At 64.4% G+C, this 20,162-nt stretch carries 19 protein-coding genes; 5 read left to right on the top strand and 14 right to left on the bottom strand.

Features of this window, described 5'->3' with window-relative positions; translation table 11 throughout:
* The first annotated feature begins 109 nt into the window (after positions 1-109).
* Entirely contained in the window at positions 110-859 is a 750-nt protein-coding gene (locus tag P2G62_RS14270; protein WP_275735580.1) for a DsbA family protein, read from the top strand.
* Between the two features lie 168 nt (positions 860-1,027).
* Here P2G62_RS14270 and ispG read toward each other — a convergent pair whose 3' ends face one another.
* The 3 genes from ispG to hemA all read right to left on the bottom strand — a co-directional run bounded on the left by ispG (position 1,028) and on the right by hemA (position 4,780).
* On the bottom strand, positions 1,028-2,149 hold the full coding sequence (gene ispG / locus P2G62_RS14265) for a flavodoxin-dependent (E)-4-hydroxy-3-methylbut-2-enyl-diphosphate synthase (RefSeq protein ID WP_275735579.1): 1,122 nt from the start codon (positions 2,147-2,149) through the stop codon (positions 1,028-1,030).
* Positions 2,150-2,236: 87 nt separating this feature from the next.
* Positions 2,237-3,439 (bottom strand): helix-turn-helix domain-containing protein, encoded by a 1,203-nt coding sequence (locus P2G62_RS14260; RefSeq protein ID WP_275735578.1) that lies wholly within the window; start codon positions 3,437-3,439, stop codon positions 2,237-2,239.
* Positions 3,440-3,550: 111 nt separating this feature from the next.
* Positions 3,551-4,780: a 5-aminolevulinate synthase gene (gene hemA, locus P2G62_RS14255; RefSeq protein ID WP_275735577.1), complete on the bottom strand. Its 1,230-nt coding sequence runs from the start codon at positions 4,778-4,780 to the stop codon at positions 3,551-3,553.
* Between the two features lie 217 nt (positions 4,781-4,997).
* Between hemA and P2G62_RS14250 the strand changes: the two genes are divergently transcribed.
* The gene (locus P2G62_RS14250; RefSeq protein WP_275735576.1) at positions 4,998-6,371 is read left to right on the top strand and encodes a M20/M25/M40 family metallo-hydrolase; all 1,374 of its coding nucleotides are present in this window, start codon (positions 4,998-5,000) and stop codon (positions 6,369-6,371) included.
* 129 nt (positions 6,372-6,500) lie between these two features.
* On the opposite strand, the gene proB is transcribed toward P2G62_RS14250, so the two are convergent.
* From proB to rplU, 6 genes are all read right to left on the bottom strand, one after another.
* On the bottom strand, positions 6,501-7,631 hold the full coding sequence (proB, locus tag P2G62_RS14245; protein WP_275735722.1) for a glutamate 5-kinase: 1,131 nt from the start codon (positions 7,629-7,631) through the stop codon (positions 6,501-6,503).
* Positions 7,628-8,653 carry a GTPase ObgE gene (obgE, locus tag P2G62_RS14240; RefSeq protein WP_275735575.1) on the bottom strand — a complete coding sequence of 342 codons (1,026 nt, stop codon included), beginning with the start codon at positions 8,651-8,653 and terminating at the stop codon, positions 7,628-7,630. The genes proB and obgE overlap by 4 nt, the downstream gene beginning before the upstream one ends.
* A 122-nt stretch (positions 8,654-8,775) precedes the next feature.
* Positions 8,776-9,777 carry a GNAT family N-acetyltransferase gene (locus P2G62_RS14235; protein ID WP_275735574.1) on the bottom strand — a complete coding sequence of 334 codons (1,002 nt, stop codon included), beginning with the start codon at positions 9,775-9,777 and terminating at the stop codon, positions 8,776-8,778.
* A gap of 4 nt (positions 9,778-9,781) precedes the next feature.
* Positions 9,782-10,321 (bottom strand): GNAT family N-acetyltransferase, encoded by a 540-nt coding sequence (locus P2G62_RS14230; RefSeq protein WP_275735573.1) that lies wholly within the window; start codon positions 10,319-10,321, stop codon positions 9,782-9,784.
* 189 nt (positions 10,322-10,510) lie between these two features.
* On the bottom strand, positions 10,511-10,780 hold the full coding sequence (gene rpmA, locus P2G62_RS14225; RefSeq protein ID WP_275735572.1) for a 50S ribosomal protein L27: 270 nt from the start codon (positions 10,778-10,780) through the stop codon (positions 10,511-10,513).
* 6 nt (positions 10,781-10,786) lie between these two features.
* Complete coding sequence (rplU, locus tag P2G62_RS14220; RefSeq protein WP_275735570.1) at positions 10,787-11,185, bottom strand: 50S ribosomal protein L21; 399 nt, start codon at positions 11,183-11,185, stop codon at positions 10,787-10,789.
* A 387-nt stretch (positions 11,186-11,572) separates the two neighbouring features.
* Here rplU and P2G62_RS14215 point away from each other — a divergent pair, with 387 nt between their 5' ends.
* On the top strand, positions 11,573-11,827 hold the full coding sequence (locus tag P2G62_RS14215) for a YjhX family toxin (RefSeq protein WP_275735569.1): 255 nt from the start codon (positions 11,573-11,575) through the stop codon (positions 11,825-11,827).
* A 25-nt stretch (positions 11,828-11,852) separates the two neighbouring features.
* Here the strand turns inward: P2G62_RS14215 and P2G62_RS14210 are convergent, their stop codons facing one another.
* From P2G62_RS14210 to P2G62_RS14200, 3 genes are all read right to left on the bottom strand, one after another.
* On the bottom strand, positions 11,853-12,962 hold the full coding sequence (locus P2G62_RS14210) for a CaiB/BaiF CoA-transferase family protein (RefSeq protein ID WP_275735568.1): 1,110 nt from the start codon (positions 12,960-12,962) through the stop codon (positions 11,853-11,855).
* A 152-nt stretch (positions 12,963-13,114) separates the two neighbouring features.
* Positions 13,115-14,941, bottom strand: coding sequence for an ATP-binding cassette domain-containing protein (locus P2G62_RS14205; protein WP_275735567.1), 1,827 nt, complete (start codon positions 14,939-14,941; stop codon positions 13,115-13,117).
* 57 nt (positions 14,942-14,998) lie between these two features.
* A complete protein-coding gene (locus tag P2G62_RS14200; RefSeq protein WP_275735566.1) occupies positions 14,999-15,385 on the bottom strand; it encodes a response regulator in 387 nt (128 codons plus the stop codon).
* Positions 15,386-15,650: 265 nt separating this feature from the next.
* Between P2G62_RS14200 and P2G62_RS14195 the strand changes: the two genes are divergently transcribed.
* Complete coding sequence (locus P2G62_RS14195; protein ID WP_275735565.1) at positions 15,651-16,631, top strand: response regulator; 981 nt, start codon at positions 15,651-15,653, stop codon at positions 16,629-16,631.
* Positions 16,632-16,663: 32 nt separating this feature from the next.
* On the top strand, positions 16,664-17,023 hold the full coding sequence (locus P2G62_RS14190) for an Hpt domain-containing protein (RefSeq protein WP_275735564.1): 360 nt from the start codon (positions 16,664-16,666) through the stop codon (positions 17,021-17,023).
* Positions 17,024-17,296: 273 nt separating this feature from the next.
* Here P2G62_RS14190 and P2G62_RS14185 read toward each other — a convergent pair whose 3' ends face one another.
* Together P2G62_RS14185 and P2G62_RS14180 are read right to left on the bottom strand one after the other, a co-directional pair.
* Complete coding sequence (locus P2G62_RS14185; protein ID WP_275735563.1) at positions 17,297-18,355, bottom strand: PAS domain-containing sensor histidine kinase; 1,059 nt, start codon at positions 18,353-18,355, stop codon at positions 17,297-17,299.
* Between the two features lie 398 nt (positions 18,356-18,753).
* Positions 18,754-20,004 (bottom strand): PAS domain-containing sensor histidine kinase, encoded by a 1,251-nt coding sequence (locus P2G62_RS14180; protein WP_275735562.1) that lies wholly within the window; start codon positions 20,002-20,004, stop codon positions 18,754-18,756.
* Positions 20,005-20,162 lie beyond the last annotated feature (158 nt).

The raw sequence follows: 20,162 nt of genomic DNA, 5'->3' as shown, positions 1-20,162 counted from the left end.
GTCAAGGCGGGCGGCCCTGTCACCGGGTCGCAGCCATGCCCCCTTGCGCCGGAGCCATAACATGGCCAGTTTGGCGCAAACGCCCGCTGGGCCCAGACAGGATGACCCGATGACCCGCACGCTTCTTGCCGCTTTGGCACTTTCGACCACCCTCGCCACCGCGCCCGCACAGGCGCTTGATCTTGCGGCGATGAGCGATGCCGAAAAGGCCGCCTTCGGCGAGGCGGTGAAAGCCTATCTGATGGAAAACCCGCAGGTTCTGGTCGAGGCGATCGGCGTTCTGGAAGAGCGTCAGCAAGCCGCCGAGGCCGAGAACGACAAGGTCCTGGTGCAGACCAATGCCAAGGATATTTTCGAGGACGGCTATTCCTGGGTCGGCGGCAATCCCGAGGGCGATGTGACCGTCGTCGAATTCATGGACTATCGCTGCACCTACTGCCGCAAGGCCTATGACGAGGTCGACAAGCTGCTGGAAAAGGACGGCAACATCCGCTTCGTGGTCAAGGAATTCCCGATCCTCGGACAGGAATCGGAACTGTCCGCGCGCTTTGCCGTGGCACTGTTGCAGCTGGCCGGCGCCGAGGTCTACGAGAAAGCCCACGATCAGTTGATCGCGTTCCGTGGGGCCATCACGCTCGACAGTCTGAGCCGCCTGGCAACTGATCTGGGTCAGGACCCGGCCCCGATCCTGAAACGGATGAACGAGGAAGAGGTGAGCGCGGTGCTGCGCGCCAATCACCAGCTGGCCGAACGGATGCGGATTTCGGGCACCCCCGCCTTCGTGATCGGTGGCGAGCTGCTGCGCGGCTATGCCCCCGCGAATGTGATGGCGGAAATCATCAAGGGCCAGCGCAGCTGATAACTGCGCAGGGGGGCGCTGCCCCCCGCCCTGCCGGGCTCCCCCCGGGATATTTTGCCAGAGAGAGACAGAAACGCCTTTTCACCTTGCCTCAAATACCGCGGGGGTGAATTGGCGCAGCCAGGAGGGGGCGGCGCCCCCTGCCCGGCCCGATCCCGCGCGACCGCCTTATTCGGCGGCGGCCTCTGCGGCCTCCAGATCGGCGGCGCGTTTCTCCACCAGCTCGACGATATGGTCGATCATCTGATCGTTGCTCAGCTTGTGGCTTTGCTTGCCCGCCAGATAGACCATCCCCGAACCGGCACCGCCGCCGGTGAAGCCGATATCGGTCATCAGCGCCTCACCGGGGCCGTTGACCACGCAGCCGATGATGCTCAGGCTCATCGGCGTCTTGATATGTTCAAGCCGTTTTTCCAGCGCCTCGACGGTCTTGATCACGTCGAACCCCTGCCGCGCGCAGCTGGGGCAGCTAATGATCTGCACGCCGCGGGTGCGCAGGCCGAGGCTTTTCAGGATCTCGAACCCGACCTTGACCTCTTCGACCGGATCGGCGGACAGGCTGACGCGGATCGTGTCGCCGATCCCCGACCACAGCAGGTTACCCAAGCCCACCGCCGATTTGACGGTGCCCGCCATCAGGCCGCCCGCTTCGGTGATGCCCAGGTGGATCGGCGCGTCGGTGGCATCGGCCAGTTGCTGATAGGCGGCGGCCGCAAGGAACACATCGGACGCCTTGACCGAGATCTTGAATTCGTGAAAGTCGTTGTCCTGCAACAGCTTGATGTGGTCGAGACCGCTTTCGACCATGGCATCCGGGCAAGGTTCGCCGTATTTGTCCAGCAGGTGTTTTTCCAGACTGCCCGCGTTCACGCCGATGCGGATCGAACAGCCGTGGTCCTTGGCGGCTTTCACCACCTCGCGCACCCGGGCGGCATCGCCGATGTTGCCGGGGTTGATGCGCAGGCAGGCCGCGCCCGCCTCGGCGGCCTCGATCGCGCGCTTGTAGTGGAAATGGATGTCGGCCACGATCGGCACCGGGCTTTCGCGGCAAATCTCGCGCAGGGCGCGGGTGCTGGCCTCGTCCGGAGTCGAGACGCGGACGATGTCGGCGCCCACCTCGGCCGCCCGGATCACCTGCGCCAGCGTCGCCTTCACATCCGAGGTATCGGTATTGGTCATCGTCTGCACCGAAATCGGCGCATCGCCGCCCACGGGCACACGCCCCACCATGATCTGACGCGATTTGCGGCGGGAAATATCACGCCACGGACGGATGGGATTGTGCGACATGAGCGGCCTCCGGTTGCTGGCCCCAGAGATAGGACAGCCGCCGCCCGAGGGCAACGGCTGTTCCGAAACCGGCAAGGTTTGCGGCGCTTACTCGCCCGCGACAGGTTCGACCGGCGCAAGGCCCGCCGCGTCGGCGACCGCGACCATCTTGGCCAGATCGCCGTCGGCGTCGATATTGGCCGTGGCATATTTCGCGGCCAGCGACTCGGGCGACAGTTCGATGTTCTTGGTGACCTCGCCGCGCGCGCCCGCCGGGCCATGGGCCACGCCGTTCACCGCAAAATAGATCGCCCCGGATTCCCCCGTGCGCATCAGCGGCGGCTCCTCGAGCTTGGGCAGCGCGAAGCGTTCGCCCGCATCCATCACCTTTTCGAAGATGACCGAACCATCCTTGGCCTGCACCCGCACCCACGAGGGACGCACGGCCAGAATTTCAACCGCAGGCGCATCGGCGGCGCTGGTGCGCACTACGCCGGGCTGGGCCGGTTCGGGCTCTGCCGCGGCGATCTGCTGCGGTGCGGTCATCTCGCCGGGCATCCCGGCCAGAACGCCGGTCTGTTTCGGGTCGATCGCCGCGATCGGCCCGTCGCGGGCGATCAGCACCGGCACGTCGAGCGTGGCGGGACGATAGATGCGGTCCAGTGCCTCGGGGGTGGGCAATTGCGGCAGCGCATCGTCACTGGCGATCTGCAGCGGTTGCGTCGATTGCAGAGGGTCGAGTTCGGCCACCACATCCGGCGCCTGATCCACCGGCGAGAGCTGCACGCGCTGCACCTCTTGCAGGACAGACCAGCCGCCATAGCCCAGACCGCCGACCAGCAAGGCCAGCGCCAGGACAGAGCCCACGGCCCGGGGTTCGATCTTGGTCCAGAAAGCCTGGGTGCGGGGCACGAAAGTCGCGTTCGGGTTGGCCAGCGCCTCGGCCACTTCGGTCGGGCGACGCTGCGGTTTCGGGCCCGAGGCGGCGGCGGCCATGCCATGCGTGGGCATGAAATCGGCTTCGGCGCAGAACCGCTGGAATGCCCAGTCCGGGTCAAGCCCGAGATAGCGCGCGTAAGAACGCACATAGCCTGCGATGAAAGACGGCGTTTCGAAGGCCGCGACATCGCAGCTTTCGATGGCGGCGATATAGGCCGCCTTGATGCGCAACTCGCGCTGCACATCAAGCAATGATTTCGCCAGCGTTGCGCGCTCACCGCGCATCACATCGCCCAGCCGCAACTCGAAGGCGTCAAAGCCTTTCGGCTTGTCCTCGGTCTGCGTCGAAGGTTTGCCCCTCCGCCCGATCATGTGCCTGTCCCTGCCTCAACCGCTAAAGATTGTGGATTCGGTCCACCTGTCGTCCGAATCCTTAGGCAATTATTATCACAGGTCAGAGAGCAGTGCATCCGCAGAACGCGGTCAGGCCGAAGCCTCGGCGCGATTCAGCGCACAGCGCGACCACAGCGCATCCATCGCGCGCACCAAATGGTCGATCTGCCCCAGATCATGCACCGGCGAAGGCGTGAAGCGCAGCCGTTCCGTGCCACGCGGCACCGTCGGGAAGTTGATCGGCTGCACATAGACGCCGAATTCGTCCAGCAGCATATCCGACAGCGCCTTGGTGTGCTTGGGATCGCCGATGACGACCGGCACGATGTGGCTGCCATGGTCGATGATCGGCATACCCAGCGCTTTCAGGCGCATTTTCAAGACCTTGGCGTGCAGTTGCTGGGCATCGCGCAGCTTCTGCCCCCCGGCCGACTTCAGGAAGGCGATCGAGGCCGCAGCCCCCGCCGCGACCACCGGCGGCAGCGAGGTGGTGAAAATGAAGCCCGGCGCATAAGAGCGGATCGCATCGACCATCTTTTCAGACGCCGCGATATAGCCGCCGAACACGCCGAAGGCCTTGCCCAGCGTGCCGTTGAAAATGTCGATCCGACCCATTTCGCCCAATTGTTCGGCAATACCGGCGCCGCGCGGACCATACATGCCGACGGCATGGACTTCGTCCAGGTAGGTCAGCGCATTGAATTCCTGGGCCAGATCGCAGATCGCCGTGATCGGGCCGAAATCGCCGTCCATCGAATAGACCGATTCGAAGGCGATCAGCTTGGGCGCAGCCGGGTCGTCAGCAGCCAGCAGCTCGCGCAGATGCGCGACATCGTTGTGCCGGAAGATCCGCTTGGCGCCGCCGTTGCGCTTGATGCCTTCGATCATCGAGGCGTGGTTCAGCTCGTCCGAATAGATGATCAGCCCGGGGAACAGCTTGTGCAGCGTGCTCAGCGTCGCGTCATTGGCGATATAGGCCGACGAGAAGACCAGCGCGCTTTCCTTGCCGTGCAGGTCGGCCAGCTCGGCCTCCAGCCGCTTGTGATAGACTGTGGTGCCCGAGATGTTGCGCGTGCCGCCCGACCCTGCGCCGGTGGCGTCCAGCGCCTCGTGCATCGCCGCCAGAACGGCCGGATGCTGGCCCATGCCCAGATAGTCGTTGCCGCACCAGATGGTGATGTCCTGCTTGCGGCCATCCGGGCGGGTCCACACCGCTTTCGGGAACGCGCCCTTTTCACGCTCGATGTCGATAAAGACGCGATAGCGGCCCTCGTCGTGCAGCCGTTGAATCGCCTGATCAAGAGCGTGATTGTAGTCCATGTCGTTTCCCTCGCCTTGGTTCGCTGGGGTGAGCCTTAGCGGCCCTGTTTGCGCCCGGCATTGATAAAGGTCAAAGTCGGGTTTGGGGAGCGTAAATTTGTCGCACAGATGAATCAATTGCAGAAATCCGAATATGTCGGTGCAAACCGGCCCTGTCCGGCAGATGCTGGACAGCACCGCGCGGGGTGCTAGGCTCCCCCCGAAACAGGAGACCCCAATGACCCTAGACGCCGTTCTCACCCGTATCGACGACACCCTGCCCGAGGCTCTGGACCGGCTGAGCGATCTGCTGCGCATCCCCTCGATCTCGACCGATCCGGCATTCAAGCCGGCCTGCGCTGACGCCGCCGACTGGCTGGTCAAGGAACTGAATTCCCTTGGTTTCAAGGCCGAGGTCCGCCCCACGCCCGGGCACCCGATGGTGGTGGCGCGTCACGAAGGCCCCGGCCGCCACATCCTGTTTTACGGCCATTACGACGTGCAGCCGGTCGATCCCCTGTCGCTGTGGGAACGCGATCCCTTCGATCCCGAAATCCAGGACACGCCGAAAGGCCGCGTGATCCGCGCGCGCGGCGCCAGCGATGACAAGGGCCAGTTGATGACCTTTGTCGAAGCCTGCCGTGCCTACAAGGATGTGACCGGCACCCTGCCAGGCAACCTGACGATTTTCTTCGAGGGGGAAGAGGAATCGGGCTCTCCCTCGCTGATCCCCTTCATGAAACAGAATGCCGGCGAACTCAGCGCCGATCTGGCCCTGATCTGCGACACCGGGCTATTTGCCGATACCGTGCCTGCGATCGTGACCATGCTGCGCGGGCTGGCGAAGGTCGAATTCACCATTCATGCGGCCAACAAGGATCTGCATTCGGGCATGTTCGGTGGCGCCGCGATCAACCCGATCCGGGTGCTGACCCGGATCCTGGGTGGGCTGCACGACGATCAGGGCCGGGTCGCGGTGCCCGGCTTCTACGACGATGTCGACGAATTGCCCGAAGCCGTGCGCGCGCAATGGCAAAGCCTCGCCTTCGACCACGCGGCCTTTCTGGGCGCCGTCGGCCTGACCACCCCGGCGGGCGAGGCCGGCCGCACGCCGCTTGAAATGATCTGGTCGCGCCCGACGGCCGAGATCAACGGCATCTGGGGCGGCTATACCGGGGCCGGGTTCAAGACCGTGCTGCCCGCCGAAGCCCATGCCAAGGTCAGCTTCCGGCTGGTGTCGCGGCAGGACCCGGCCAAAATCCTGCCCGCGTTCCGCGCCTGGATCGAGGCGCAGCTGCCGCCCGACTGCACGCTGGAATGGCACGAACCCGAGGGCAGCCCGGCCTCGGTGATGGAAATCACCGACCCCGCCTTCGAAGCCGCCCGCGGCGCGCTGAGCGCGGAATGGGCCCGTCCCGCAGCCTTTGTCGGCTGTGGCGGGTCGATCCCGATCGCGGGCTATTTCAAGGATATCCTGGGAATGGACGCGATGCTTGTGGGCTTTGGCCGCGATGACGACCAGATCCATTCGCCGAACGAGAAATACGACGTGGAAAGCTTCCACAAGGGTATTCGCAGCTGGGCGCGGATTCTGGACCGCATCGCGAAGTGAGCCGCGCCGGGGGCTTCGCGCCCCCGGACCCCCGCGGGATATTTATGCCAAAGTGAACAGCGCGTCTTCTTCCTGCCCGAACGAGCCTGGGGTGACTTGGCGCAGCCAAGCGCGGGCGGTGCCCCTGCCTCAGCTGACCACCATGTCGTCGCGGTGGATCAGTGCGGCGCGTCCGGGGTAGCCCAGGATCTCTTCGATCTCGCCCGAGCGGTGACCGGCGATCTGGCGCGCCTCGTCGGCGGTGTAGCGCATCAGGCCCTTGCCCAATGCCGCACCGTCCGGGCCCGCGATCGTCACCGGATCGCCACGACCGAAGCGGCCGGTGACCTTGACGACGCCCGCGGGCAGCAGCGATTTGCCGCGTGCCAGCGCCCCCACGGCCCCGGCATCGACCACCACCTCGCCGCGCGGCTTCATCGCCGCGATCCAGCGTTTGCGCGCCGTCTGCGGGTCGCCTTCGGGCAGGAACCAGGTGCAGTTTGCCCCCGTGGCCAGCGCCGCAAGCGGCCGGTCGACCGAGCCTTCCATGATCGCCATCGCGCAGCCGCCCGCCACGGCGGTTTTCGCGGCCAAAAGCTTGGTCTTCATGCCGCCTTTCGACAGGCCGGAAATCGGATCGCCGGCCATCGCCTCGATCTCGGGGGTGATGTGATCGACGATCTCGAAGCGGATCGCATCGGGATCTTCCTTCGGATTGGCCGAATAGAAGCCGTCGACATCGGACAGCAGCACCAGCTGATCGGCGCCCACCGTCACCGCGATCTGCGCGGCCAGACGGTCGTTGTCGCCAAAGCGGATTTCGTCGGTGGCGACGGTGTCGTTTTCGTTCACGATCGGCACCACGCCCAGGCCCAGCAGGGTTTCCATCGTCGCGCGCGAATTCAGATAGCGGCGGCGGTCGTCAGTATCTTCCAGCGTCACCAGCACCTGCGCGGTGGTTACGCCATGCGGTGCCAGCACCTCTTCATAGGCGCGCGCGAGCCGGATCTGGCCCACGGCAGCGGCGGCCTGCGATTGTTCCAGCGGCAGCGGACCGCCAGGCAGGCCCAGCACCCGGCGCCCGAGCGCAATCGAGCCCGAGGACACCAGCACCACATCGGCCCCGCGCGCGCGCGCGGCGGCGACATCTTCGGCCAGCGCCTTCAGCCAGCCGGTCTTGAGCCCCTCGGCCCCGACCAGCAGCGCCGAGCCGATCTTGACGACCAGCCGCTGCGCGCTGTGCACATCGGGTTTCGCGACAGATACGGGCGCAGAGGTCAGGGCTGCCAAGGCGCCACCTCTTCGGTTTCGCGGCGGCCCTCCTCGATCTCGGCCCAGATCGCGCGCAAGACCTCGGTCACACCCTGTTTCGAGACACCGGACATCAGGAACACCGGCCCGCCCGTGGCCTTTTCCAGCGCGCGCTTGCGCGTGGACAGGGTCTTGGGATCGAGCGCGTCGATCTTGTTCAGAACGGTGATCCGCGGCTTTTCATACAGCGCCTCGGAATAGGCCTCTAGCTCGGCGATGATGGTGCGGTAATCCTTGGTGATGGTGGACGAGGTACCATCGACCAGATGCAGCAGGACCGAGCAGCGTTCGACATGGCCCAGGAACTGATCGCCCAGGCCGCGCCCTTCGGAGGCGCCCTCGATCAGGCCGGGAATGTCCGCCATCACGAATTCCTTGCCGTCCACGCCCACGACACCGAGGTTCGGCACCAGCGTGGTGAAGGGATAATCGGCGATCTTCGGGCGCGCGTTCGACACCGCGGCCAGGAAGGTCGATTTGCCCGCGTTGGGCAGGCCCAGAAGCCCGGCATCCGCGATCAGTTTCAGCCGCAGCCAAAGCGTGCGCTCGACCCCGTCCTGCCCGGAATTCGCGCGCGAGGGGGCGCGGTTCGTCGCGGTCTTGAAGCGCAGGTTGCCCCATCCGCCATTGCCGCCCTTGGCCAGCAGCACGCGCTGGCCGACCTCGGTCAGGTCGGCGATGATGGTTTCCTCATCCTCGTCGATGATCTCGGTGCCGACCGGCACTTTCAGCACGATGTCGTCGCCATCCTTGCCGGTGCACTGGCTGCCCATGCCGTGCTGGCCGTTCTTGGCAAAGAAGTGCTGCTGATAGCGGAAGTCGATCAGGGTGTTCAGCCCCTCGACCGCCTCGGCCCAGACCGAGCCGCCCTTGCCGCCGTCGCCGCCATCCGGGCCGCCGAATTCGATGAATTTCTCGCGCCGGAACGACACGCAGCCGCCCCCGCCCGAACCCGAGCGGATATAGACTTTGGCGAGATCGAGAAATTTCATCGGAAGCGTCCTTATTCACAAGGCGCCGACATACGCTGCGGCGGGGGTTTGTTCAAGGCTTGCGTGGGGGCGCCGCCCCCACACCCCCGGGATATTTGGACCAGAAAGAAGGAAACGACAGATCAGCCCTGCCGGTAGAGCCAGACCGGGTGCGGCGAGGCGCGTTGGGCCGAGTGCACGCGGTCCACGCCGCTGCGCACGAAGCCGCAGCTTTCCAGCAGATGCGCCGAAGCGGGGTTGTCGGTAAAGACCTTGGCGCCGAGCCCGGACAGACCGAAGTGACGGCGCACTGCGGGACAAAAGGCGGTGATCGCCTCGCGCATCAGGCCCTGCCCCGCGCAGTCGGGCGCAAGGAAATAATAGATATCGGGCAGATCGCCTGCACCCAGCCCGATGGTGCCGATCATCCGCCCGCCCTGCCGGATCGCCAGCCGCAGCGGGCGGGTGCCCGCCCAGCGGTTCTGCGCCATCATCGCCTGCGCGTCGCTCAGGCTGTAATCGGGCGGAAAGATGAACAGCATCCGGCCGATGTCCGGCGTGGTGACAAGCGCGCGGAAGGGTTCGGCATCGGCGGGCGTCAGCGGATCAAGGCGCAGGCGCGGGGTGTCGATCACGAGCGGATTGGCCATGGCCCAGGCGGCGCGGGTCAGCGCCATGTCGACATGCTCCACCTCGGCCCCCAGCGCGCGGGACACCACCCGCCCCTGCCCGACCGGCACGAAGCCCAGCTTGCCCAGCACATTGGCCGAGGCTGCATTCCCCGTCAGATAGCCCGAGATCACATCCCCCGCCTGCGGGTCTGCAAAATGCGCGGCCAGAACCGCACGCGCAGCCTCGGTCGCCACGCCCTGCCCCTGTGCGTCAGGCACCAGCCAATAACCGAAATGCGGATCGAGCGCGATCATCCCGACAAAGGTGCCGTCCCGCGTGATCGCCCAGCGGCGCCCGGGGGCGTGCAACGGCAGGAAGCCGTCGAAATCGGCCGGGCTGTAGGGATAGGGGACGGCAGGCAGCCAGCGCGTGATCGCCAGATCGTTCATCGCGGCAACACAGGCCGCACGATCCGCTTCCGCCAGCGGCCGCAGCACCAGCCGCGCCGTTTCAAGAAAGGCGCGGCCGGTCATCGGGTTACACCATCTTCTTCAGATAGGTCCAGGTCGGCACCCGCGCCCCGCGCGCGACCGACCAGCTTTCGGCATCGCCCAGATATTCGAAACCCGCATTGGTCAGCACCCGGGCCGAGCCCTGGCTGTCCTGGAAGACCTCGGCAAAGAGGGTGCGCGATTTATGCGGATTGGCCGCGACAAGGGCCGCGACCGCCTCGGAGGCGAAGCCGGTGTTCCAGAAACCCGGGCCGACCCAGAAGCCAACCTCGGACTGATCGGGTTCGATCCGGGTCAGCGAGACCACGCCCAGAACTTCTGCCAGGCCATGATCCGACCCATCGAGCGCCCAGACATCTTCACTGCGGTTTTCGGCCATCGCACGGGCGACATATGCCTCGGCCGCGCCCGGGGGCAGCGGATGCGGGATCGCACGGGTGCCGGTCGCCACCCGCTTGTCGCCGGTATACATGGCGATCAGCCCGGCATCGGATTTGCGCAGCGGGCGCAGAATGAAACGGTCCGCTGCGATGACGGGTTGGGTGGCGATGAATTCCTGAAGCATGGCGCTCCTCCTCGAAACGCTGGCCTTCCGGCCATACCTGTAAATTAGGGCAGGCTGATGACTGCTTTAACCCTGACCCCTTGAAAAATCGTTGTCTCTGTGACGGTCCGCCTCCCCGCGGGCCCGAAAAGAGAAGGGGGACCGGCGGTGTCGCCGATCCCCCCATATGTCATTCGGGTCTGGTCCGGCTTATTCGGCCGCCTCCGCAACCGGGAGGACCGAAATGAAGGTGCGCCCCTTGAGGCCCTTCTTGAAGGTAACCTTGCCATCGACGACGGCGAAGATGGTGTGGTCACGGCCCATCATCACGCCTTCGCCCGGGTACCAGGTGGTCCCGCGCTGACGCACGATGATATTGCCGGGGGCCGCAGCCTGACCGCCATAGAGTTTCACGCCAAGACGACGACCAGCCGAGTCGCGGCCGTTACGCGAAGAACCGCCTGCTTTTTTGTGTGCCATGAGGGATTACTCCTGAGCTGCGGTGGCGTTGTGAGCCACGCGACGCGCCGAGGCGGTGCCAACGGCTTCCTTGACGCCCGAAGCGGCCGCGCCCGAGGCGAGAACCTCGGTCACGCGCACCAGCGTCAGTTTTTGACGGTGGCCACGGGTCCGCTGCGACGAATGTTTCCGGCGACGTTTGTGATAGGTGATGACCTTGTCGGCCTTGATGTTGTCGATGACCTCGGCCACCACGGCGGCGCCTTCAACCAGCGGCGCGCCGACGGTGAGCTTGTCGCCGCCAACCATCAGAATTTCATTGAACTGGACTTTGTCGCCAGCAACAGCAGCAATCAGTTCGACGCGCAGCACATCGCCCGCCTGAACCTTGTATTGCTTGCCGCCCGTTTTGAGGACCGCGAACATGCGTCTTTCCTTCGTGTCAGCCGCGCCCTGTGGCCCCATCTGGGTTGCCGGGTTTCCCCGCCTCGGACAGCGCGCCCCGTGCGGGGCGAGATTGCAAAAATACCTTGGCCGGAAGTGAGACTCCCCGCCAAGTTCGCGGCTTATCGGGGATTGGCGCCTGCGTGTCAAGCATCTTGCAGCGGCACGGCAGCACATCTGCGCCAGATCTTGCACATATGAGCTTGCCTGCCTAGATTGCACACAAGCCCGGGCCCCTGCCCGGCCTGAAACGGAGCCTTGATGCTGGAGCTTGTCTGCACGCGGTGAGCCGGGATGACCCCGGACACCTTCGCCCCACCGCAAACGCGGCGTGGGGCCATGTGTCGATTCCATATCAAGAGCTACCCCATGAATATCTCGAAACACGAACAGCGCGTGCTGCACGCGCTGGCGCAAGGTGGGCGGATTCGCCATTTCCGGCAGGATGGCAAGATCACCGACGTGATCTGCGTCACCCGTGACGGCATGATCCTGAGCGATTGCACCCTGCGCCTGTTCCGCCGATTGCGAACCCGCGGCTTCATCGAAAGCCGCGCGGGCGCGCCCTACACGATCTCATATCGGGGGCGGATGGCGGTGCGGGCGCAACCCGACAACCGCTGAAATCCCGCATGCACAGGGGCGCCGTTCAGGCGCCCCACCGTGCCAGCGCCTCGGCCGGGGTGATCCGGGTCAGGGTCGATCCTGCCCCGATCGCCCCCGGCGTGGCCGAGAGTTTCGGCGCGGGCGCAGGCTGCATCATGCCTTCGTGGCGCAGATGGGTGCCACGCGCGACGTTATGCGGATGCGCTGCGGCCTCGGCCATGCTCAGCACCGGGGTCGCGCAGGCGTCGGTGCCGTCGAAGATGGCGGCCCAGTCGTCACGGGTCTTTTCGGCGAACCGCGCGGCCAGGGTGGCGCGCAGCGCGGGCCAGTTGGCGCGGTCCGCGCGGTCGGGCAAGGTGCCGGGGGCAAACCCCATCAGGCGCTGAAACTCGGCCCAGAATTTCGGCTCGAGAGGACCGATCGCCATATGACCGCCACAAGCGCAGGCATAGGTGCCATACCACGGCACGCCGCCGTCGATCAGATTGCCGCCGCGCGGGGCGGACCACAGCCCCTGCTCGGCCATGCCCTGGATCATCCCCATCAGATGCGCCACGCCGTCGGCAATCGCCGCGTCCACCACCTGCCCCTGCCCGGTCGCGCGCGCATGAAACAGCGCCGCCATCATCCCGAAGGCCAGATACATCGCCCCGCCACCGAAATCGCCGACCAGATTGAGCGGGATCACCGGTGTCTCGGGCGTCCCGATACTGCCGAGCGCGCCTGAGAGCGCGATATAGTTGATGTCGTGGCCCGCAGTATGCGCCCAAGGGCCGCTCTGCCCCCAACCAGTCATCCGGCCATAGACCAGTGCGGGGTTTTCCGGGAAATCGGCGGGACCGAGGCCCAGCCGTTCCATCACGCCCGGGCGCATGCCCTCGATCAGCGCATCGGCGCGGGCCACCAGCGCGCGCAGCACCGCCACATCGCCGGGCGCCTTCAGATCCAGTTCCAGCACGTCGCGGCCCCGGTCCAGCGGATCGTTGGCCATCCCCAGCACATGGTTTTCCGCGCCACCCGACCCCGGCCGTGCAATACGGATCACCTGCGCGCCCATGTCGGCAAACAGCTGCGCGGTAAACGGTGTGGGACCAAGGCCCGAAATCTCGACGATACGCAGCCCGCTCAGCGGGCCGCCCTGCGGCTGATGCATGAATTCCTCCCATAGCCGGGGGCTTTGCGCCCCCGGACCCCCGCAGGATATTTGGACCCAGGTGAAAGGGTAAAGCCAACGCGGCAGTTACGCAGCGTCACTTTCTTTTTGGCAAAAGTACTCCCGCCGGAGGCGCAGGCCGGTGCAGGCGCTCAGCCCGCCGCCTTTTCTTCGAGCGTCAGCCATTCCTCTTCGGCCCGTGCGAGGCTGTCCTGCCGTTCGACAAGCATGGCGGTGGCTTTCTGGAATTTCACTGGCTCGCGGGTGAACAGGTCCGGGTCGGCCAGAAGTTCGGTCAGTTTACCGATCTCGAATTCCAGCTTCTCGATGATCCCCGGCAGCGCGTCGAGCCGGTGCTTCTCGGTGAAGCTGAGACCCGATTTCTTCGGGGATTCTTTCGGGGGTTCGGGCGCGGGCTCCGGCTTTTTCGGGGCGGGTTTGTCGGCGGGTTTTGCAACCTCGGCCGCACTCAGCGCGCGCTGCGCCTGATAATCGCTCCAGCCGCCGGCATAGACAGTCGCGCGCCCGTCGCCTTCCATCGCGATGGTGGTCGTGGCCACACGGTCGATGAAATCGCGATCGTGGCTGACCAGCAGAACGGTGCCGTCATACTCGCCCAGAATATCCTGCAGCAGATCCAGCGTTTCGACATCCAGATCGTTGGTCGGCTCGTCCAGAATCAGCAGGTTCGAGGGCTTGGCCATGATCCGTGCCAGCAAGAGCCGCGCGCGCTCGCCGCCCGAGAGCGAGCCGATCGGCGCACGGGCCTGCGTCTCGTCGAACAGGAAATCCTTGAGATAGGCCACAACGTGCTTGGGCGTGCCGCGCACCATCACCTGATCGGAGCGCCCCGAGACCCGCATGTCGGGATCGTTCACCAGCCCGTCCCACAGCGTCATGTTGAAATCGAGCGTGGCGCGGGCCTGATCGAAGACCGCCATTTCCAGATTGGTGCCGAGCTTGACCGTGCCCGCATCGGGGGCGATCTCGCCGGTCAGCATTTTCAGCAGCGTGGTCTTGCCCACGCCATTGGGGCCGACAAAGGCCACCCGGTCGCCGCGCAGCACGCGCAGATCGAAATTCGACACGATCACCTTGTCGCCAAAGCGTTTTTCCAGCCCGGTGGCCTCGATCACCCGCTTGCCCGAGGTGGTGCCGCTGTCCAGTTCCATCGCGGCGGTGCCCTGCCGGCGGATCTGGCCGGCACGTTCGGCGCGCAGCGCCTGCAGCGCGCGCACCCGGCCCTGGTTACGCTTGCGCCGCGCCGAGATCCCCTCGACCGCCCATTTCGCCTCGGCCTTGATCTTGCGGTCGAGCTTGTGGCGAGCCTCGTCTTCCTCGGCCCAGACCTGTTCGCGCCAGTCCTCGAATCCCTCGAACCCGCGCTCCAGCCGCCGCACCTGGCCGCGGTCGATCCAGAGCGTCGCGCGGGTCAGATGCCGCAAAAACGCGCGGTCATGCGAGATCAGCACATAGGCGGTGCGGGTGTCCCGCAGTTCCTGTTCTAGCCAGCCGATGGCCTGAATGTCCAGATGGTTGGTCGGCTCGTCCAGCAGCATCAGTTCGGGCGCCTCTGCCAGCAGTTTCGCCAGCGCCGCGCGCCGCCGCTCGCCGCCCGAGGCGGTGGCCACCGGCGCATCGGGGCGGAACTTGAGGCCCTCGGCCACCATCTCGACGCGGTATTTCTCATCCTCGGCCAGGGCCGAGGCGGCAAAATCGCCCAGCGTTTCAAAGGCCGACAGATCGGGTTCCTGCTCCATATAGCCCACGCGCGTGCCGCTCGGCACGATGCGGGTGCCGCGGTCGGGCTCGATCAGCCCGGCCATCACCTTCATCAGGGTGGATTTGCCCGAACCATTGCGCCCGACCAGCGCCACCCGGTCGCCCGGCTGAACGTTCAGGTCGAGCCCGTCGAACAGGGGCGTGCCCCCGAAGGTGAGGGAGATGTCGGAAAGCTGAAGAAGGGGTGCGCGTGCCATGCCTTCCGCTAGCGGGGCCGCGCGCAAAGGTCAACCGGGCGCAGTCATGCGCGCGGATCACACCGCGACGCGCGCCCAGATCTCTTTGACCTGCTCGGGCAGCGCCATCGGGTCGAAGGGTTTCAAGATGACCTCGGCCGCACCCAGTTCCCGCAACCGGTCGAAATCGGCGCGCGAGGCCTTTGCGGTCAGGAAGATGATCGGGACGGTCGCGAAACTGTCGATCTGACGCAGGCGGGCATAGGTTTCCTCGCCATCCATCCCCGGCATCATCACATCCAGCAACACCATGTCGGGCTTTAGCGTAGGCGCCTGCTCGATGACCTTGGGACCGCTTTCGAATTGCATGACCTCGAAGCCACCCACAAGTTCCAGCGACATCCGGGCAATTTGCCGGATGTCCGGGTCGTCTTCGACATGCACGATACTATGGAGTTCTTTCATGCACGCATGTGGCGACAAAAACCGCAAAAACGCAATTTGTTTTCTGCGATTTTGGCGTATAATCGCGATTGTGCCCGCCGGGCAACGCGGCGGGCAGGCTATGCTCTCGACATGCGTCCCAAGGGTTAACCTTTCCCTAATCACGCCTTAAATTCGCCCTATTCTCAAACGATTGTGACCCTAAGGTTGAGTTGTAGGACGGCACTCTCATCCGAATTGAGATGGCGCCCGAGCGTTTGAGTTTAGCGAATTCCGGAGATGGATGATGACTCTTCTTGTGGTTGACGATGACCCGATCATCCTGCGCCTGATGGAAGGCGTTCTTGCGTCTCTGGGCTATAGCGACGTGCATTTCGCGCTGAACGCCGACGAGGCGATGCAGCTGATCGAACGCAAGGATCTGTCTTTCTCGACCATCTATCTCGACATCCTGATGCCCGGCATGGACGGGATCGAACTGTGCCGCCATATCCGCGAGATTCCGCAATACCGCCGCGTGCCGATCACGATGCTGACCTCGGTGACGGAAAAGGCCTCGATCGACGCCTCTTTCATTGCGGGCGCCACCGATTACATCAACAAACCGATCGACGTCATCGAACTGGGCGCGCGGCTGCGCGTTTCGCAAATGCTCTACAACGAGCAGAAACTGGCGGACGAGACGCGCAATCTGGCCGAAGTGCTGCGCACCGAACTGGATGCAAGCGCCGCGAGCCGGGTTCCGGCCTTTGATCTGGGCGACCCGATCACGATCTACGACGTGCCGCGCGTCATCAATGCGCTGGCGATGGAGAACTACCTGCACCGGCTGAGCCGCGGGCGGCGCTTCATGCTGGGCGCCATCGGCTTTCAGATCCGCAAGGTCGAAAGCCTCTATGCGCGCTCCACCCCCGCCGAATTCCAGAGCATCCTGACCGATGTCGCCGAAGCGATCTTCGAGAACCTTCGGTCGCATGACGCGATGATTTCCTATTACGGCAACGGCAGCTTCGTGGCGATCGTGCCGCGGGTCAGCCGCATTTCGCAGGAAGACCTGGAAATCGCGCTGAGCGCGACACTGGCCGATTTCGGCTTGACGGTCGAAGGCGGTCTGCCGATGAATCTGGGCCTGTCGGTCGGCGAGCTGGTGCAAAGCTCGATGTTCGAGACCGATCCGAAGAAACTGGTCGCGCGTGCGATCGACCGGGCCAACGCGACGCAAACGTCGCGTTACGGTGTCGATCTGCTGCATTCCTCCTTCGGCTGAGACAAGTGGCGTGACGGTAAAGGGAGTGCGTGATGGGCGAGATTGACACCCGCATGGTGATGCCCGAGGCCTTGGTGCAGGCCCTGGCCGACGTGAAGAAACAGTTCATGTCGCGGCTTGTCCCTTCGATCCTGGAAATCGAGGCCCTGCAATCCGAACTCCGCGATCCGCTCAAGGCCCCTGCTGCGCTTGAGCGCCTGTCGTTCATTGTCCACAAACTCCATGGGCTGGCCATGACGGTTGGCTTTGCCGAGCTTGGCAGATGTGCTGCGGACCTTGACCTGCGACTGCGCGCGATCCTGTCGGAGCTTGAAAACAGCGCCCTGCAGGTCGGGCTGGCCGAAGCGCTGGAAGATCTGATGGATCAGATGGAAGACGCCGTCCTCGCCTGACGCGGGCCGGGATACGCTTCACCACAGATCAAAATATTCCCACCGTGTTTTCGCACCCTGCCGGCCGGAGCCGCGGCGCCGAAGGCGCGGCGGCCTTGTCGGCCCGCACCGTTCCCGTCACGAAAATTTCCTGCACAAGCCCCGTCGGTGGCCTTGCCGGTCGGTCGCCTTGCCGGTGGCGGCCTCATCACGGATCTCTTTTCTTGAGGGGACGAAAGGCCGAAGACAGGCCGGGGTGAGCCATCCCGGCCGGGCGCCGCCGGAAGCCCGTGCTCAGGCTGCGGACAACGGCAAGGTGATGCGGAACGTCGTGCCCACGCCGCTTTCGGTCGTGAAACTGATCGTGCCGCCAAGCTTGGCCACAAGGGTTTTCACGATGCTCAGGCCAAGGCCTGACCCGCTCACCTGAGAGCGGTTGGGTTCTGACGATTTCGCGAACCGTTCGAACAGCTTGTCGCGCAGAGCTTCGGGAATACCCGGGCCATAATCGCGCACATAGATTGCGGCCTCGGCCCCTTCGCGGCGCGCCCAAAGCTCGACCGTGCCGCCGCGCTCGGTGACCTTTGCCGCATTCGACAGCAGGTTCGACAGCACTTGCGACACACGCCGCGGGTCGGTCATCGTGAACAGGTCGGGCTCGGTGCCCGCATCCGCGAAACTGACAGCCAGATGTGCGCCATAGCCGCTGTGCGCCTCCAGCGTCGACTGCACCAGCGCGCTCAGATTCAGGTGTTCGGGGGTGATCTCGAACCCGGCCTGATTGATCTCTTCCATTTCCAGGATGTCCCGGATCAGACCCAGCATCCGTTCGCTGTTCGCGGTTGCAATCGTCACCAGAGAGCTGGCCTGATCCGACAAGGCGCCCGTCGCCCCGCCTTTCAGCAATTCCAGCGCGCCCTTGATGCTGGTGAGCGGCGTGCGCAGCTCGTGCGTGATTACCGACAGCAGCTCCTTGCGCGCACGCTCGCCATCCGTCTGCTGCGAGATATCGCGCACGATCAGCAGCACGCGCTGCTTCCCGTCAGGCGACGCGATCGCATAGCACTGCGCATTGCAGGTCTTGCCGCTGGCATCCGAATGCAGGGTGAAAGACGCCTTGCCCTCGGCCAGAACGGTGTCCAGCAGCACATCGACCATACATTTTTCGGGGTTGTAGCTGGTGTCCATCAGCGTCTTGTGCCCGACCGCCGCCCGCGACCAGCCCTGCATGCGCAACGCGTATTCATTCATGTAGCACAGCTTGCCGGTATCGGCCTCGATCATGAAAACCACATCGGAAATCTGGTCGAAAACGGCGGTCACGATCTGACTGCGGGCGTCATGGCCCGTCATGCTTCCGGCCGACAGAACCGGAGGCACGCCAATCGGGCCTATCATATCCGCCGGAAACACCCGCGTATCCGAGGTTTGGCAAGAGCGCACATAGCCCCGGTGTTTCACCCCATAGAACGACGCCATTGCGATGACAGATCCGCTCCCAAAAGCCAAACCGAGTGTCAGAAACGATAACGGATCCATCGCGATCAAGACCTCACCAACAAAAAGCATCAGCCAGAATCGCATCCCGGAACTTGTTGTCCGGCGCGGTCTTGGCATCATACCGTTACTTCATATTGCATTGTATGGTTAAAAATTCGTTCCTGAATAAGGTCAAACTTGGCCAAAAATATGAAAAAGGCCCGGGGTTGCCCCGGGCCTCTGTCTGTACGTCCACTTTGCAGGCAGCGCACTCATGCGTCAGGCGCGACGGGCAGTGCGAAAGTCAGCGTGGCCCCCTCGCCCAGCGTGCTTTCCGCCTTGATCCAGCCGTTCTGCAGCCGCACCAGATCCTTGCAGATCGCCAGACCCAGACCGACGCCCGGGTTTTTGCGCGTGGTCCCGGTGCCCGTCTCGGCCTGCGCGAAACGATCGAAGATGATCGGCAATCTGTCGGGCGCGATGCCCGATCCGGTGTCCTGAACGCGAAACACCACCAGATCGCCCTGGCGTTCGTTTTCAATCGTGATGCTGCCCTGATCGGTGAATTTGACCGCATTGCCCAGAAGGTTGGTCAGGATTTGCCGGAACCTGATTTCATCGGCCAGCACCGGCAGGTCGCTCACATTCATCCGCAGTTCCAGCGCTTTCTCGGCGGCAAGCGCCTGCATCTGCTCGACCACCGAGGTGACGACGCGTTGGCTGTCGACACGGGTCAGGTCGAGTCGCATCGTATTGGCCTCGATCCGCGCCAGATCGAGCATGTCGTCGATCAGCGACTGCAACTGAACCCCGGCACTGCGAATCCGGTTCGCAAAGCCGGTGATGTCGGCCAGGAAAGCCTCGAAACACCGGGTGATTTCGGTGGTTTCCCCGGCGACCAGCGCCTGACGCAGCGCCGCGTAGGAGGGCAACTTCACGGCATTGGCGACAAAGCTGTTGAACCCAAGGACCGACGTCAGCGGCGTGCGCAACTCGTGACTGATGACGTTCAGGAACTGGGTCTTGGCCTCGTCGGCCTGTTCGGCCTCGCGCAGGGCCGCGTAGAACAGCGTGACATCCTCGGCCGTGCCGATATAGCCGCGGAAGGTGCCGTCCTTGTCGAAGACCGGCTTGCCGTTGGTGCGGATCCAGCTCTCCTTGTCGTCGTGGAACTTGTAGTTGTAGATGACATTCGAGAACGGCTCGTGGGCCTGCATCTTCGCATGCAGGCTGGTTCCTTTTCTGGAATGCGGATCGGAACTGTCGGGGAGCATCAGATCGGGGGACAGCCGCCCGATGAAATCGGCAGGATCGCGCCCCATGATGCGCGCGAACCCTTCGGAAAAATAGGTCAGGTGCATGTTTTCGTCCTGCTCCCAGAACCATTCCGAACTGATATCGGCGACATTGCGGAACCGGCTTTCGGCTGCATCGCGCTCGGTCAGGGCCGCACGCAGTTCCGCGTTCGAGGCTTCCAGCCGCTGTTGATGATGCCGCAGATCGGTGATGTCCACGCGGAACATCACAAGCCCGCCTTCGGACGTTCGGCGGGTGTAATCCCACATTTCCCAAGTAAGGCGCTGATTTCGCTGTCCTGACCATTATATTTCCTATATAAAACATGGTGTTGAAGGCTGCGAGGGGCGCGTTTCATGGATCACCCAGAGGGTGCGGGCTTGCA

It is taken from the genome of Paenirhodobacter sp. CAU 1674 (assembly GCF_029222945.1).
Classification (GTDB): Bacteria; Pseudomonadota; Alphaproteobacteria; order Rhodobacterales; family Rhodobacteraceae; genus Rhodobacter.
The sequence above is the reverse complement of the archived record's forward strand: the minus strand, read 5'-3'. Positions and strand labels throughout refer to the sequence as shown.